This window comes from Clostridium sp. TF11-13AC (genome assembly GCF_003481065.1).
GTDB classification, from domain to species: domain Bacteria; phylum Bacillota; class Clostridia; order Lachnospirales; family Lachnospiraceae; genus Otoolea; species Otoolea fessa.
Map to the genome: position 1 here is coordinate 483,303 of NZ_QUKJ01000001.1, position 16,191 is coordinate 499,493.

Sequence of the window (16,191 nt, forward strand, 5' to 3'; positions counted from 1 at the left end):
TAAATGGAGCAGTTGAAACTTCGGGTCAGGAACGGTATCTGCATTTGCTTTACTGCACAGGGAAAAGAGACGGCGACGCGCCTGCTGGAGAAATTAAGCCAGCAGATGGAAGAGGCGTTTGACTTTTTAGATTATACAGGATCCGAACATTCGAAACCGCTGAAACAGGTGGTCAAGGAAGCATTTCAGGAGAAGGAAGCAATTTTGTTTGTCGGGGCGGCGGGGATTGCAGTCCGTTTGATTGCGCCGTGGGTGCAGGATAAGCTGAAAGATCCGGCGGTGCTGGTGATCGATGAGCAGGGGCGTTATGCGATCCCGATTTTGTCTGGACATGTGGGCGGATGCAATGAACTGGCAGAGGCAGCGGCGCAGATTCTGGGGGCAGAACCGGTAATTACGACGGCAACGGATCTGCGGCAGGCATTTGCAGTTGATGTATTTGCAGCGGAAAATGAGCTGGTAATCAGTGACCGGGAACTGGCGAAACAAATCTCTGCGGCGGAGCTGCGAGGTGAAAAAATTGGCTTTTTCAGTGATTATCCAGTAGATGGAATCGTTCCGGCAGAGATTACTCCGGGCGTATGGCAGAAGGAAAACATCTATGTGACGCTGAAACAGGGCGGATGCCCGAAAAATGCCCCAGCGTCTCTGGTGCGCCGGGATATGGTGATTGGGCTGCAGGAGAAGAAGGAACAGCGGGATGCAGCCAAAGCAGCGGCGGTAGTGGCAGTGGAAACCGGCGATTCGGCGAAGGCGGCTGAGATAGATATGTCTGTCGGAAAATCCGATATAGGATCGCCTGGGCAGAAAAGTGAGCAGAAGAAAGAGCAAAGTTATGAGTCGGAAAATGAATCAGGTACGCCGGAACTTCTGCGCCTGTATCCGCGAACGGTTGTTCTTGGAATGGGATGCCGCCGGGATTCCTCCCTGAATGCTGTCCGGGAGATGGCAAGAGTGGCACTTTCTCGGGCGATGATTGATAAAAGTGCGGTGCGGGCGATTGCAACGGTAGATCGGAAGAAAAATGAGATGGCATTTCTGGCGCTTGCGAAGGAGTGGGATGTGGAACTGTGGAGTTTTACCCCGGAAGAGCTGGAAAGTGCCGGTACGAAGTTTGCAGAATCGCCGTTTGTGCGGAAGACAGTAGGGGTAGGAAATGTTTGTGAGCGTGCAGCCGTCATGGGGGTGCGCCGGATTTACCGGGAACGGGAGATGGATGAGAAAAATCTGCCTGCGATTGATCTGAGAGTACAGAAAATGGCGTTTAACGGTGTGACGGCAGCAGTAGCGGTTCCGGCATCGGAGCAAGTAAGGAGGCAGCAGTGGAAGAAAAAAAATTATACGTGATCGGAATTGGACCGGGGGCGAGAGAACAGATGACGGTCCGGGCAGACCGCATTTTGCGGGAAAGCCAGGTGATCATCGGTTATACGGTATACGTGGACCTGGTAAAAGAATTTTATCCACAGGCGGAATTTCTGACAACGCCGATGCGCCAGGAAAAGGAACGCTGTGAGATGGCATTAAAAGCGGCGCAGGATGGTCGGAAAACAGCAATGATCTGCAGTGGGGACAGCGGCGTCTATGGCATGGCGGGGCTGGTGTTGCAGATGGCAGAGGCGTACCCGGATGTGAACGTGGAAGTAATTCCAGGAGTGACGGCAGCGCTGGGAGGCGGAGCCATTCTCGGTGCACCGTTGGGACATGATTTTGCGGTGATCAGCCTGAGTGACCTTCTGACGCCGATGGAAGTGATCGAAAAAAGGCTGCGTGCAGCGGCGGAAGCGGATTTTATTATCTGCCTCTACAATCCATCCAGCCGGAAACGCCACGATTATCTGGAGCGTGCCTGCCGGATTCTTTTAGAGTATAAAAGTGGTGAGACTGCCTGCGGATATGTACAGAATATTGGCCGCGAGGGCGAGGCGGTGCACCTTCTGACACTGGCAGAACTGGAAAAGACGCCGGTGGATATGTTTACGACCGTATTTATTGGAAATAAGGAAACGCAGATGTTAAATGGATGTCTGGTGACACCGAGGGGATACCGCGATGTGTAAAATATGGATATTTGGAGGAACGACAGAAGGGCGCCTGCTGGCGGAATATTGTAGCCGGGAAAAGATTGAGGCGTGGGTCAGCGTGGCTTCGGAGTATGGAGAGGAGCTTTTGCAGGAGGAGCTGATGGAATCTGGGAATGCAGGGAATCCAGATTTGAACCACAATACTTGCCTTGCAAAGAAAAACTTGAAAACGGTTCAGGCATCCTCAGTGATAAAAGTCTTACGTGGACGGATGGATCGTTACCAGATGGAAGAATTTATCCGAAACCAGGGGATTCATCTTGTGATCGATGCAACACATCCGCATGCCAGACTTGTTTCAGAAGAAATCCAGGAAGCGTGCGGACGGACCGGTGTCCGCCTGGAACGGTGCCTGCGCGCAGAGGGCGAACAAAACAAAGCACGTGATTGGGTCGAGGTTGATTCCATTCAGGAGGCAGTGTCATTTCTTTCTTCTGTTTCCGGCGTGATTTTTGCCACAACCGGCAGTAAAGAACTGGAAGCCCTGTGCCAGATACCAGATTATCAAAAACGGGTGTATGCGAGAGTGCTTCCAACTTCGAATGTTTTGAAGAAATGTGAAAAATTGGGGATAACTGGCAGCCATCTGATTGCGATGCAGGGACCTTTTTCCACCGAAATGAATACGCTATTTCTCCGACAGACAAAAGCGGAGTGGCTATTGACGAAAGATTCCGGGCGTGCGGGCGGATTTCAGGAAAAGGTGGAAGCGGCGCGTGAAAATGGAACCAGAGTGGTTGTGATCCGCAGACCGGAGGAGGATGGTATTTCGCTGGAAGAGGCAATGGAGGTGCTGAAGAAGGCGGATGAGGGGAATGTTGGAGAGTTAAAAACACATTTGATTCTGGCGGGAATTGGCATGGGACAGCCGTCCCAGATGACAGGGGAAGTCCTTCGGGCAATTCGAGAGAGTGACGCCTTGATTGGCGCGGGGCGTATGCTGGAATCCGCGGAGAGAGCGCTGCAGAATGATTTGCTGATTAGCAAGGAAGGAAAAGCTGAAAACAGACAGGAATCAGCGGCTGCGGTGGAAAAAGAAACGAAGTGCTATAAAGCATATCTTCCTGACGATGTGATACAGATTGTATCGAAGCACCCGGAATGGAAGCAGGCGGTCATCCTGTATTCGGGTGATACCGGCTTTTTCAGCGGGGCATCCAGGATGGCAGAGCGGCTGCGGGAAGCTGGTTATCCATTTACCGTCTATCCGGGTACATCCTGTGTCAGTTATCTGGCGGCACGCCTGGGGACGCACTGGGAAGATGCGGCGATTTATTCCGCACATGGAAGAGAATTGTCTGTCGATCGGGTGATGAAACGTCTGTGTGATCCAGAAGAACCGGCTAAGCGTGCGTTTATCCTCATGGGCGGCAAAAATGGAGCTGGACAGTTTTGTGAACGTCTGACACAGGCGGGATATGGAAATGTACAGGTGACGGTTGGTGAAAACTTATCGTACCCGGAAGAGCAGATCCGGAGCGGAACCGCGGAAGAAATGAAAAAATTGGAATTTGCGGATTTGAGCTTGATGCTGCTGGAAGTCACGGATGAAATAAAGCGTGGGCAGAACGAAGAGGAAAAGATTACAGATGGTAACAATACAGAAACAAAAAATGTAGAGAAGTTGATATATGAACAGAAAATGGTGTCAGAAAAAATGCCATCCGATGTTCGAGTAACAGAATCATATAAAAATGATGCAGATAAACTTTTGCCACATGAGGCTTCTGTCAGAGCATGTCCACGCATCATGCTTGCCGCCCCCAAAAGCGGCAGTGGAAAAACTCTTTTGACCTGCGGACTGCTTGAAATCCTTCGCCGCCGCGGTCTGAATCCGATCGCGTGCAAATGTGGACCGGACTATATCGATCCAATGTTTCACCGCTATGTGCTCGGCATTCCCGGGCGAAATCTCGATAGCTTTTTTCTGCCGGCGGAAGGCGTGCGGAAGGTTTTGGTGGATGCAGTGCGGGAAGAACAGGCGGGAATTGCAGTTTTAGAGGGTGTCATGGGCTATTATGACGGCTTGGGCGGAACAGAAACGTCCGCCAGCAGCTGGGAGATTGCAGAGATCACAGACACGCCGGCGATTCTGGTGCTGGACTGTAAGGGCGCATCGTTGTCGGCGGCAGCAATGGCATCTGGATTTTTGCATTTCCGGAAAAAAAGCCATATTGCCGGAGTGATTTTGAACCGGGTTTCTTCGATGTATTATGAGCGGCTGGCAGCAGCCGTGGAAGAGGCGTCGGGGCTTCCGGTGCTTGGTTATCTGCCGGAATCCGAGGAATACCGCATGGAAAGCCGCCATCTGGGACTTTTTCTGCCGGGCGAGATCGATCGGCTGCGCGAGCGGATCGGGCGATTGGCAGATCAGATGGAGAAGTCGATTGCGGTGGATCGGGTGCTGGAAGTAGCGGGGATGCTGCCATTGAGGATAGAAAACAAAGAGAAAGAAAAAGCAGAAAACGAATCAATGGAGGCGGAAAGTATAGCGAAATTCCCAGCATGTCAAGAGCAAAAAGTCACCTCGCGCGTCCGCATCGGTGTTGCTCGTGACGAGGCATTCTGCTTCTACTATCAGGAAAATTTCCGCCTTCTGGAACAGATGGGTGCGGAGCTGGTTTATTTCAGTCCACTGAGGGATAAAAAAATCCCGGACAGAGTGGATGGGCTTTTATTTGGCGGCGGTTATCCGGAGAATTATGCACGGGAGCTGGCAAAGAACGCGGCGATGCGTGAGAGTATCCGGCGGTCGATTGCGGCGGGAATGCCGTTTCTGGCGGAATGCGGTGGATTTTTATATTTACACCGTACTCTTGAAGGAAGCGATGGAAAACACTGGGAAATGGCTGGCGTTTATCCATTTGACGCTTACCGGACGAACCGCCTGCGCCGGTTTGGCTATGTGCGTCTGCTGACCTCATCCGGTCAGGAAATTCACGGGCATGAGTTCCATTACTGGGAGAGCGAAGATCCGGGCACCGACTGGGAGGCAGTCAAACCGACCGGAAACCGAAGCTGGCGCTGCATCCATGAAAAGGGAGGACAGATTGGCGGATTTCCGCATCTCTATTATGCATCCTGTCCAGATTTTTTGCGAAAATGGCTGGATGAATGTGCCAAAGGGAGTCAGCAAAAATATACCAATTGAGTGAATTTATATGAGAATTTAGAAAATGGGGAGTACCAAATGCGAGATGAATGGTTTATCCGGGGCAAGGTCCCGATGACGAAGAGTGAGGTGCGGACCGTGTCATTGTCCAAGCTGGAATTGTATGAGGACTGTGAGTTCTGGGACATTGGCGCGGGAACGGGTTCTGTCAGTGTGGAAGCGGCGGTAAGCTGTCCGGGGATTCATGTGTGTGCGTTTGAATATAAGGAAGAGGCGGTTGATCTGATCCGGGCAAATTGTGAGAAAGCCAGAACAGAGGCGGTCACGATCGTGCCGGGAAAGGCGCCGGAGACATTTGCACAGGTAAGTGTTCACCGACCGGATCGGGCATTTATCGGGGGAACAACCGGACAGATGCGCGAGATTCTGGATGAATTGTTCCGCTTGAACCCAGATATCCGAATTGTGATCAACCTGATTGCGCTGGAGTCTCTGACAGTGCTTATGAGTTACCTGAAAGAGCGCGGGATAGAGGCGGAGATTCTGTCCATGCAGATTGCAAAAGCGGAGAAGATTGGTTCCAGTCATTTGATGAAAGGGCAGAATCCGATCTATATCATATCACTGGGAGGAAATGAAGCGTGAAGAAAATGATTCAGCCAGAGGCATTAAAAGTGGGCGAGAATCGTATAAGCGCGAACGATGCAAGGAGTGTAAAATTAGATTTTGCACCAATGGAGGGAATCACGGGATACGTATTCCGGCAGGCGCATGCAGTCATTTATGGGGGCGTTGACCGGTATTACAGTCCGTTCATTGCACCAGGTTCCAGCCATAAGCTGACATCCAGGGAAAGGAACGATATTCTTCCAGAGCATAATCAGGGATTATGCCTGATCCCGCAGATTCTGACGCATTCGGCGGAAGATTTTCTGTGGGTTTGCGAGGAACTGGCGGAGTATGGATATAGGACGGTTAATCTGAACCTGGGCTGTCCGTCGGGGACGGTGGTTACGAAGAAAAAGGGCGCGGGATTTTTAGCCGAGCCGGAAGATTTGAGCTTGTTTCTGGAGGAAGTCTGCAACGGATTGGAAAAAATCCACGCTGCGGATGGAAAGCCGGTGCGTTTGTCGATCAAAACCCGGATCGGCATGAAAGAAGCGTCTGAATTTCCACGCCTGCTCGCAATCTATAATCATTATCCGCTGGAAGAACTGATTGTACACCCGAGAGTGCGCGAGGACTATTATAAGGGGAAAATACGGATGGAGTCATTTGCGTATGCGCTGGAGCAGAGCCGCTGCCCGGTCAGCTATAATGGAAATCTTTTTTCGGCGGCGGATGCGTCTGCACTTATGAAAGAAATTGTAGGACAAGATGAAGCATCTGATAGCGGTAAAACGCAGAAAAAAATGAAATTAGCCGCACTGATGTTTGGGCGCGGTGCGGTTGCGAGCCCGTGGATTTTTGGAGAGGTGCGGAATCTGCCATCCTCGAATCATCTCCAATCTTTCCAGCAGTTCCACGATCGCCTCCTGACCGGTTATGCAGAAATCATGTCCGGCGACCGGAATACTTTGTTTAAAATGAAGGAACTCTGGTACTATTTCCAGTGCCATTTTCCGGGATGTGAAAAAGAATTGAAGAAGATTAAGAAGGCACAGAAGCTGTCTGACTACCGGGCTGCTGTTCAGGCGATGTTTGCGAGCGGGCGGTTTGTGGAAGATGGCTTTCGAAACCCGGCACTATAGGATTGGTACCGGGCTGTCCTGTAACCATCCTCTCATTCAGGCAGTACAGTGTTGCGAATATCAGATTTTACACAGATTTTACATTTCCTGCTGGTTATTTTTACATTTATTTGATATAGTGAAGACATACTATGTGTAAAGATCAAAAGATGATGGGAGAATATGTATGTCTATTAGTACTTTGGGAACACTCTTTCAGTTCATTGGAGGACTGGGAATGTTCCTGTATGGAATGGAGTCGATGGCGGATGGTCTGCAGAAGTTTGCGGGCAACCGTTTACAACGTGTGCTTGAGATCCTGACTTCGAACCGCCTGCTGGGCGTGCTGGTGGGCGCGGGCGTTACCGCGATCATTCAGAGTAGTTCCGCGACGACGGTTATGGTCGTTGGTTTCGTAAATGCCGGAATTATCAATCTTCTGCAGGCGACCGGCATCATCATGGGTGCCAACATTGGTACGACTGTGACGAGCTGGATTGTGTCGATGAGTGAGTGGGGCGAGGTGTTAAAGCCAGAGTTCTTTGCACCGGTTCTCTTCGGTATCGGCGCATTCATCACGATGTTTGCGAAGAGCCACAAGAAAAAAGAGGGTGCCGAAGTCCTGATCGGTTTTGCACTCCTGTTTATCGGTCTTTCTTTCATGTCCGGTTCGATTGAGCCGTACCGGGATGCGCCGATCTTCTCCGAGTCCTTCCGGGTACTGGGACAGAATCCACTTTTAGGTATTTTAGTCGGTCTGGCAGTTACCGCAATCATCCAGAGTAGTTCCGCGTCCGTCGGTATTTTACAGATGCTGGCGATCAACGGCATGGTAAACTGGCAGTCAGCAGTCTTTATTACATTGGGACAGAACATCGGTACCTGTGCGACCGCGCTGTTATCCTGTATCGGTACGACCCGTACGGCAAAGCGTGCGGCGGTCATTCACCTTCTGTTCAATGTGACGGGTGCAGTTGTATTTGGCGTCGCTTTATACATCGTGTTTATGATGAATCCGGAGCTTGCGATGACGCGTGCGGACAGTGTGGGAATTTCGATTTTCCATACGATATTTAACGTTGTCAACACCTGCATTATGTTCCCGTTTGCTGGTTTCCTGGTAAAGGCATCGGATGTGATTGTTCCGAAGCCGAAGGAGACAGAGAAAGAGTGGTCGGCAAACAGTGTCGAGACCGAGATGATCCGTCACTTAGACGACCGTATCCTCGAAACTCCGTCCTTTGCGATTGAGACGGCGTGCAACGAGGTTGTCAACATGGGTAAGGTAGCGGTTGCCAACTTAAAAATAGCGACAGCAGCCTTAGTAGATGCAGATGATAATTTCTGTGAACAGGTATTTGAAAATGAAGAGACCATCGACCGCATGGAGAAAATGCTGACCGAATATCTCTTAAAGATCAACAACCTCTCCTTAAATGATGAACAGCATCTTCTTGTTAAGAATATGTATTATACAATCGGTGATCTTGAACGTGTCGGTGACCACTGTGAAAACTTAGCAGAGCTTGCCAAGAAACGGATTGAGAATGTGAATATTGATTTCTCGGATCTGGCGCTGAAAGAGCTGCGGACGATTGCAGATGCAACGCTTAAATCGGTCGAGGCGTCCGTGGAGGCGCGTCAGGCGCATGACATGCAGAAAGTACGTCAGACTGCCCGCTGGGAGGAAGAGGTTGACAATATGGAGGAGGAGATGCGCGAGAGCCATATGAACCGTCTTTCCAATGGAGAATGCAAGATTGAGGGCGGTGTTATCTTCCTGGATGCACTGGCAAATTATGAGAGAATCGCGGATCATGCCAAGAATGTAGCTGGCTACGTAAAGGAAGAGATGCAGTAATGAAATATCGGATATATGTGATTGAGGATGATGAAAATATCCGGAATCTGATCTGCGTGGCACTGGAAAACTTCGGTTACTGCGCCAGCGGATTTGAGACGGCAGAGGAAGCGCTTGACAGCCTTTCGGCCCTGCTTCGGAGAGGCAGGGAGGCGCAGCGGGAGTATCCGGCGATGTTTGTATTCGACTGGATGCTGCCGGGGATGGACGGCATGGCGGCGATCCGCAAGATCCGGGAGATGCCGGACTTTTCCGCAGCCCCGGTCCTGATGCTGACGGCAAAGGATCGTGAGATGGATATTGTACAGGGACTTGACAACGGTGCTGACGACTACATGACGAAACCCTTCGGTATTCTGGAGCTTTCGGCGCGCGTCAGAAACCTTTTAAAGCGGGTGGAACCTGCAAAAGAGGAGGTTTCCAGCCTGACGATCGGTGAAGTCAGCATCAACCGGGAGACGCGAGAGGTGATTGCCTGCGGCGACCGGACGGAGCTGACGCTCAAAGAATTTGAACTTTTAACATATCTCATGGAACATATCAACCGGGTGGTGACGCGCGACGAGCTTCTCGACCATATCTGGGGCTATGACTATGATGGGGAGACGAGAACGCTGGATATGCACATCAAGACACTCCGGCAGAAGCTGCATGACGCCGGAGCCCAGATCAAGACAGTGCGCGGCGTGGGCTATCGGTTTTTAAAGGAAAAAGAAGCGGGAAAGTGATGAAACGATGCGAAAAGCGATTTTGACGAAATTTATTCATCTGTTATTCCTGGCGCTGGTTCTGAATACATTTATCGCTCTGGTGGTTACCAGCAGTGTATTGCTCAAACGGTCAAGGGAGGACATGCATTTTGCATTGGAATCCGTTGACCGTATGTTGGATTATACGGGAAATGTGGAAGAACAGCTGATGGATTTGAGCGACCTTACGAACGACAATAATAGCCGTTATACGCTGATCCGGATGGATGGCACGGTGGTGGCTGATACGGAAGTAGCGCAGGTGAATCAGATGGAAAATCATCTGGAGCGCAAGGAAGTGAAGGATGCGCTGGCGACGGGCTATGGATATTCGGTGCGGCGCTCCGGAACGTTAGGAATGCAGATGGCGTACGCGGCGATCCGTTCATCGGACGGCAAATACATACTGCGCCTTTCTGCCTGTTCAACCGGTTTGGGTGAATATATCCTGATGTTGATTCCGGCCGCTTTTTTGAGCTTTGGAATAGCTTTTTTTGCATCGGCAATGGAGGCGGAACGGTTTTCCCAGTCAATCACGCGTCCTTTGCAGGAAATTTCCAGCGAAATGGTGCGGATGGATGACGACTACACGCGTTTTCAGTTTGAAAAATGCCCGTATGAGGAGATCAATGTCATCGCGGACACGACGACGCGGATGTCCCGGAATATGAAGAAATATCTGGAGCGCATTGAGAAAGAAAAACAGATTCGGCAGGAGTTTTTCAGCAATGCATCGCATGAGCTGAAAACACCGATCACTTCGATCCGCGGTTATGTCGAGCTTTTGGAAAGCGGCATGGCACAGGATCTGGACACGGCACATGATTTTCTGGGACGCATAAAAAAAGAGGCAATGCGGATGACGAACCTGGTGGATGATATTTTGATGATCTCCCGTCTGGAATCGCGCGGTGCGAAAGCAGATATTGTGACAATCCGCACGGTGGAACTGCTGGAGGACAGCCTGTCTTCGATTGCCGCGCAGGCGGCGTCGCGCGGCATCACAGTCCATAAAGAGTGCGAGAATTTCACAATTCGTGCCGATCTGCGCCAGATGCAGGAGCTGTTTAACAATCTGTTGACAAACGCGGTCAAGTATAACAACGAGGGCGGCGAAATCTGGGTGCAGGTCAAGCACTGGGGCGCGGATATGATACTGACGGTCCGCGACACCGGCGTCGGCATCCCGGCGGAGAGCCAGAGCCGTATTTTTGAGCGGTTTTACCGGGTGGATAAAGGGCGCAGCCGCAAACAGGGCGGCACCGGGCTTGGTCTTTCGATCGTCAAGCATATCGTGAATTTTTATCATGGAAGCGTGAAGGTAGAGTCGGAAGTCGGAAAAGGTTCAACGTTTACGGTGAAACTGCAGATTGCGGAAGCAAAATAAAAAAGAGTCAACCTGAATTCCCTATAAAATAGCAGAATTTTAGGTTGACTCTTTTTGGAGTTTGTAGTATGATTGCTTTAAAGCGTAACAGTTCAGCTCTTTAAAGTGAAAAACAAATCATGGTTTGATGCATAAGAGGAAAATCTGTTACATACGTTGAAAAGGTTCAGGAGGATGATATTATGAGAAAGACAAAGAAATTAGCAGCCCTGATGCTGGCTGGCGCGATGGCGGCATCCCTGGCAGCCTGCGGAGGACAGACAGCAAGTACGGACACGACAGCAGCGGAGTCCGCAGACGGAGAAGAAAGCAAAGAGGCAGAGCAGACAGCAGACGGCGAGACTTATAAGATTGGCGTATTACAGCTGACCCAGCATGTGGCACTGGATAAGACCAATGAGGGCTTCGTGGCAGCGCTGGACGATGCAGGCATCAAATACGAGATCGACCAGCAGAATGCAGCTGGCGAGCAGTCTGCATGCCAGACGATCGCAGAGAAACTGGTCAACGATAAAGATGATTTGATTTTTGCAATCGCAACCCCGGCAGCACAGGCAGTTGCAGGTGTGACGGATTCGATTCCGATTCTTGTCAGCGCTGTTACCGATCCGGCGGCTTCCGGTCTGGTAGAGAGCAACGAGGTTCCGGGCGGCAACGTATCGGGTACTTCTGATCTGACTCCGGTTAAAGAGCAGATTGACCTGATGCAGCAGATTATTCCAGATGTAAAGAAGGTCGGACTTCTGTATTGCAGCGCGGAGGCAAACTCCGTTCTTCAGATTGATATGGCGAAAGAAGCACTCGACACAGCCGGTATTGAGTATGAAGATTACACCGTTTCCAATTCCAATGAGATTCCTACCGTTGTAGAATCTATGGTTGGCAATGTAGACTGCGTATACACACCGACCGACAACATGATCGCAGCTGGTATGGCGACCGTAACGATGGTAACAAATGAGAATAAACTTCCGGTTATCTGCGGCGAGAAGGGCATGGTAGATGCAGGCGGTCTTGCTACTTACGGTATTGATTACTACCAGTTAGGCTACATGACCGGTGAGCAGGCCGTTAAAATTCTGACTGAGGGCGCCGATATTTCTAAGATGCCGATCGGCTATCTGGACGCTTCCAAGTGCGAGCTGAGTGTCAATGAAGAGACAGCGCAGACGCTGGGAATCGATGTATCTGGACTCGAGAAATAAAGAGTACCAGAAAGATCTAAACTTCAAATGAGATGGACTGTCAGATCAGAAGCATATAATAAATATGCCGATCTGGCAGTCTTTACAGTTAATCAGGTGAAGAAAATACGAAACACGGGGAGGTAAAAGTTTGAGCGGTTTATTAGTATCCCTGCAGGGCGCGGTCGCACAGGGCGTTCTTTGGGGAATCATGGTATTGGGAGTTTACATTACATTCCGCCTGATGAATATCGCGGATATGACGGTAGACGGAAGTTTCGCGCTGGGTGCCTGCGTTTGTGCAGTCCTGGTAGTCAACAAAGGAGTAAATCCGGTGCTGGCACTTTTAGTTGCAGTGGCAGCCGGTGTCGTGGCTGGTGCGGTAACGGGTATTCTTCATACTGTATTTGAGATACCAGCGATTCTGGCAGGAATTCTGACCCAGATTTCCCTCTGGTCGATCAACCTCCGGATCATGGGAGGAAAGAGCAATCTGCCGCTTCTGAAAGTCAAGACACTTATCAGTGGTCTGGCTACTTCCTTCGGGATGACTCAGGCACAGGCATCGATGATCGTTGGAATTGTGCTGGCGGTGGCGGCTATTCTGTTTCTTTATTGGTTCTTCGGAACCGAGATCGGAAGTGCGATGCGTGCAACCGGTAACAACGAGGATATGGTGCGTGCGCTGGGCGTGGACACTCGTATGGCGAAGCTTTTATCCCTGATGGTTAGCAACGGCCTGGTCGCTCTCTCCGGCGCACTCGTCTGCCAGAGCCAGAAATATGGTGATGTTGGAAGTGGTACGGGTGCGATCGTCATTGGTCTGGCGGCGATCGTCATCGGCGAAGTCCTGATGGGACGATTGACCTCTTTTTATTGGAAACTGACCTCCGTGGTTGTCGGTTCGGTCATTTACTTTGTGATCCGTGCGGTTGTACTCCGCATGGGTATGGATGCAAACGACATGAAGCTGCTCTCTGCTGTCATTGTAGCACTGGCACTCTGTATTCCGGTAGCACTCGCTAAATATCGGCTGAGAAAAGATTATTCAGAAGGGGGCGAGGAGTAATGCTGACGATAACAAATGTAAAGAAAACTTTTAATAAAGGAACTGTTAATGAGAAAAAAGCCTTAAACGGTATCAACTTACACCTGGCACCGGGCGATTTCGTGACGATCATCGGCGGAAACGGTGCTGGAAAATCCACTATGTTAAATATGATCGCAGGCGTATATCCGATCGATTCCGGTAAAATCGAGATCGACGGCGTAAACATATCCAGAGAACCAGAATACAAACGCGCTAAATATATCGGCAGAGTCTTCCAGGATCCGATGCGCGGCACCGCCGCCAATATGGAGATACAGGAAAACCTTGCCATGGCACTGCGCCGCGGCAAATCCAGAGGACTCGGCTGGGGCATCAAAAAGAATGAAAAGGACTTCTACCGTGAGGCATTGGCACAGCTCGATCTGGGGCTTCAGACCCGTATGACCAGCAAAGTGGGTTTACTCTCCGGCGGACAGCGCCAGGCGCTCACCCTTCTGATGGCAACTCTCCAGAAGCCAAAGCTCCTTCTCTTAGACGAACACACCGCCGCCCTCGATCCTAAAACAGCCCGCAAAGTCCTCGATCTTACCGAAAAGATCGTAGACGAACAAAATCTGACCGCGCTTATGGTTACCCATAACATGAAAGATGCGATTCAGATCGGCAACCGTCTGATTATGATGCACGAAGGTCGGATTATCTACGATGTAGCAGGGGAAGAGAAGAAGAATCTGCAGGTAGAAGACCTGTTAGAGAGATTTGAAAAGGTAAGCGGAGAAGAATTTGCGAATGATCGTATGATGCTTGCCAAATAAGCAGGGGGTATAAGATTTGAAGGGTTTTATCTCAGTCGAGAAGACTCCCACCTCTTCAGGTGGTGAGTAATAGCAAATTTGTCTCAGTGGGAGTCCATTCTCCGACTGAGATAAACGCTCCGCGAGGATGCGCAGTGATTCTGATAGGAATATGTCAGCTTCGCTGACCAGAATCACGCGCCAAGTCTCACGGACGTTCGACTTGAATAAAATCAATAACCGATAACAGACAAAAAGTATACGGAATGAAAAGTGGGTCAACAAATTAAAAACCACGACTATAAGTGAGAAAGAATGCCCTCCGGCGGCGCGAGCGGTCGGAGGGCATTCTCCTCTCCCATATTTCCAACTAATTCCCCCTTTCACGACTTAACCGTTTATATACAACTTAACACTTCTGTAATAATTCATTCATAGAAAATTCATTTTTTCCTCCACATCCTTCCTTGGCAATTCCCTACGAATATGATAAAATAAAAATTACGTTTAAGATATTAAGTCATAATTTCAAGAAAAATCAGGAGCGATCCATATGTTAGAAGAAGAAAACAAAAAAGAAACGCAGGAGTCAGAACAGGTGCCAGCGGCGGAGCGGATTCAAGAGCCGGAAGCAGTTCAGAGTCAGGAATCAGAGCCAGCTCAGGATCAGACACCAAATCCGGTCCGGGAATCCGCGGGACATTCGCGCAGGCGCCAGGGCGAAGATAAGAGTCAGAATCTGCGCTTCGGAGTGATAGCAGCAGGGGTGGTGATTGCTCTTGCAGTTGCAGCATTTGCAGGCAAGTCCCTGCTCAGCCGTCAGGCGGGAGCCGGAACTGCAAAGAATGGGGCGGCGACAGCATCAGAGCTTTCGAAGGACGAGGCATCCGAAGAGTCCAGAGCGGAGGAGATCAAAGAGAAAGAAGCAGTGGTAGCTTCCTATAAAAATTTGGGTATCGTGCAGGTGTCCGGTTATCTGAATATGCGTGAGACGGCGAGCACGGATGGCAACATCATCGGCAAGCTGATGGGCGACAGTGCGTGTGAGATCGTGGATGATTCAACAGAGGGCTGGTATCAGGTCGAATCTGGCGGTATTTCCGGTTATATCAGCTCAGAGTTTGTTCTGACCGGGGATGAGGCGAAGAAAAAAGCGTTGGAACTGGTTGAAAAGCGGGCGCTCATCACGGCAGACTCCCTGAACATCCGAAAAGAGCCGAACACGGAGTCTGAGGTTGTCGGTCAGGCATTGAAAAATGAGCGCTATGTGGTCGAGGGTGAGCCGGAGAATGGCTGGATTCAGATTTCGAGCGGTTATATTTCCACGGATTATGCAGAGATCAAATACGCACTCAATGAGGCGCGGAAGCTGGATATGCGTTCGATGGTGCTGAATTTATACAAAAATCTAGGTATTTCCAGTGTGGATAATTACTTGAATGTGCGCGATCAGCCAAGTGAGGATGGAAATATCATCGGTAAGATGACGAGCAAGTCTGCCGGAGAGATTCTGGAGACGAGCGAGGACGGCGGCTGGTATAAGATCCAGTCGGGTCCCGTCACTGGATATGTGAAGGCGGAGTATATCCTGACAGGAGATGCGGCGAAGCAGGAGGCGATGGAGGTTGCAGAACTGATGGCGATCGTTTCAACCGACCGCCTGAATGCCCGCACGGAGCCGAGCACGGATGCGCCGATCTGGACGCAGATCTCTAACAATGAGCGTTACGACGTTATAAGCCAGCAGGATGGCTGGGTCGAGATTGCGCTCGATACGACGAGTGCGTATGTGGCGACTGATTTCGTAGATGTGCGTTATGCATTGCCGGAGGCGATCCCATTTACCCCATTAAAAGAAAAAGAATCCTTGCGGACCCAGATTGTCAATTATGCCCTTCAGTTTGTCGGAAACCGTTATGTCTGGGGCGGTAATGACCCGCATTCGGGTGTGGACTGTTCTGGTTTTACAAAATATGTATACAGCCATGTGGCGGGCGTGTCCCTGCCGCGGGTGTCCCGGGAACAGGCGCGGACGGGTACGAAGATTGATTCTTCGAAGATGCGTCCGGGCGATCTGATTTTCTATACGAATCGCAAGGGAACGGTCAACCATGTGGCGATGTACATTGGCAATGGTCAGATCGTCCATGCGGCGAGCCGGAGAAGCGGCATCAAGATTTCTACCTGGAATTACCGGAATCCGTACCGGATTGTCAATATGCTGGGAGACTGATAGGGA

At 50.5% G+C, this 16,191-nt stretch carries 12 protein-coding genes; all 12 read left to right on the top strand.

Annotated elements, in window-relative coordinates:
• Positions 1 to 3: 3 nt before the first annotated feature.
• Positions 4 to 1,347, top strand: a complete 1,344-nt coding sequence (locus tag DXD12_RS02080) for a cobalamin biosynthesis protein (RefSeq protein ID WP_118637192.1) — start codon at positions 4 to 6, stop codon at positions 1,345 to 1,347.
• Positions 1,348 to 1,376: 29 nt separating this feature from the next.
• Positions 1,377 to 2,060 (top strand): precorrin-3B C(17)-methyltransferase, encoded by a 684-nt coding sequence (gene cobJ / locus DXD12_RS02085; RefSeq protein ID WP_117795792.1) that lies wholly within the window; start codon positions 1,377 to 1,379, stop codon positions 2,058 to 2,060.
• The gene (locus tag DXD12_RS02090; protein ID WP_106999978.1) at positions 2,053 to 5,235 is read left to right on the top strand and encodes a cobyrinate a,c-diamide synthase; all 3,183 of its coding nucleotides are present in this window, start codon (positions 2,053 to 2,055) and stop codon (positions 5,233 to 5,235) included. Before cobJ ends, DXD12_RS02090 begins: the two co-directional genes overlap by 8 nt.
• A gap of 39 nt (positions 5,236 to 5,274) precedes the next feature.
• Complete coding sequence (gene cbiT / locus DXD12_RS02095; RefSeq protein ID WP_106999977.1) at positions 5,275 to 5,841, top strand: precorrin-6Y C5,15-methyltransferase (decarboxylating) subunit CbiT; 567 nt, start codon at positions 5,275 to 5,277, stop codon at positions 5,839 to 5,841.
• A gap of 5 nt (positions 5,842 to 5,846) precedes the next feature.
• Positions 5,847 to 6,947: a tRNA-dihydrouridine synthase family protein gene (locus DXD12_RS02100; RefSeq protein ID WP_118522663.1), complete on the top strand. Its 1,101-nt coding sequence runs from the start codon at positions 5,847 to 5,849 to the stop codon at positions 6,945 to 6,947.
• Between the two features lie 166 nt (positions 6,948 to 7,113).
• Positions 7,114 to 8,787: a Na/Pi cotransporter family protein gene (locus tag DXD12_RS02105; protein ID WP_022358706.1), complete on the top strand. Its 1,674-nt coding sequence runs from the start codon at positions 7,114 to 7,116 to the stop codon at positions 8,785 to 8,787.
• Entirely contained in the window at positions 8,787 to 9,515 is a 729-nt protein-coding gene (locus tag DXD12_RS02110) for a response regulator transcription factor (protein WP_118472683.1), read from the top strand. The genes DXD12_RS02105 and DXD12_RS02110 overlap by 1 nt, the downstream gene beginning before the upstream one ends.
• 7 nt (positions 9,516 to 9,522) lie before the next feature.
• A complete protein-coding gene (locus DXD12_RS02115; RefSeq protein WP_118637194.1) occupies positions 9,523 to 10,923 on the top strand; it encodes an ATP-binding protein in 1,401 nt (466 codons plus the stop codon).
• 182 nt (positions 10,924 to 11,105) lie between these two features.
• Positions 11,106 to 12,128: an ABC transporter substrate-binding protein gene (locus DXD12_RS02120; RefSeq protein WP_106999973.1), complete on the top strand. Its 1,023-nt coding sequence runs from the start codon at positions 11,106 to 11,108 to the stop codon at positions 12,126 to 12,128.
• Between the two features lie 130 nt (positions 12,129 to 12,258).
• The gene (locus DXD12_RS02125) at positions 12,259 to 13,176 is read left to right on the top strand and encodes an ABC transporter permease (RefSeq protein WP_117795544.1); all 918 of its coding nucleotides are present in this window, start codon (positions 12,259 to 12,261) and stop codon (positions 13,174 to 13,176) included.
• Positions 13,176 to 13,973: an ABC transporter ATP-binding protein gene (locus DXD12_RS02130; RefSeq protein ID WP_117795542.1), complete on the top strand. Its 798-nt coding sequence runs from the start codon at positions 13,176 to 13,178 to the stop codon at positions 13,971 to 13,973. Before DXD12_RS02125 ends, DXD12_RS02130 begins: the two co-directional genes overlap by 1 nt.
• Before the next feature lie 532 nt (positions 13,974 to 14,505).
• Positions 14,506 to 16,185 carry a C40 family peptidase gene (locus tag DXD12_RS02135; protein WP_118637196.1) on the top strand — a complete coding sequence of 560 codons (1,680 nt, stop codon included), beginning with the start codon at positions 14,506 to 14,508 and terminating at the stop codon, positions 16,183 to 16,185.
• Positions 16,186 to 16,191 lie beyond the last annotated feature (6 nt).

Bases quoted from the DNA above. Each gene is read 5' to 3' on its own strand.
- DXD12_RS02080 (WP_118637192.1), top strand. From the start codon at position 4: ATGGAGCAGTTGAAACTTCGGGTCAGGAACGGTATCTGCATTTGCTTT.
- cobJ (WP_117795792.1), top strand. From the start codon at position 1,377: ATGACGGTCCGGGCAGACCGCATTTTGCGGGAAAGCCAGGTGATCATC.
- DXD12_RS02090 (WP_106999978.1), top strand. From the start codon at position 2,053: ATGTGTAAAATATGGATATTTGGAGGAACGACAGAAGGGCGCCTGCTG.
- cbiT (WP_106999977.1), top strand. From the start codon at position 5,275: ATGCGAGATGAATGGTTTATCCGGGGCAAGGTCCCGATGACGAAGAGT.
- DXD12_RS02100 (WP_118522663.1), top strand. From the start codon at position 5,847: ATGATTCAGCCAGAGGCATTAAAAGTGGGCGAGAATCGTATAAGCGCG.
- DXD12_RS02105 (WP_022358706.1), top strand. From the start codon at position 7,114: ATGTCTATTAGTACTTTGGGAACACTCTTTCAGTTCATTGGAGGACTG.
- DXD12_RS02110 (WP_118472683.1), top strand. From the start codon at position 8,787: ATGAAATATCGGATATATGTGATTGAGGATGATGAAAATATCCGGAAT.
- DXD12_RS02115 (WP_118637194.1), top strand. From the start codon at position 9,523: ATGCGAAAAGCGATTTTGACGAAATTTATTCATCTGTTATTCCTGGCG.
- DXD12_RS02120 (WP_106999973.1), top strand. From the start codon at position 11,106: ATGAGAAAGACAAAGAAATTAGCAGCCCTGATGCTGGCTGGCGCGATG.
- DXD12_RS02130 (WP_117795542.1), top strand. From the start codon at position 13,176: ATGCTGACGATAACAAATGTAAAGAAAACTTTTAATAAAGGAACTGTT.
- DXD12_RS02135 (WP_118637196.1), top strand. From the start codon at position 14,506: ATGTTAGAAGAAGAAAACAAAAAAGAAACGCAGGAGTCAGAACAGGTG.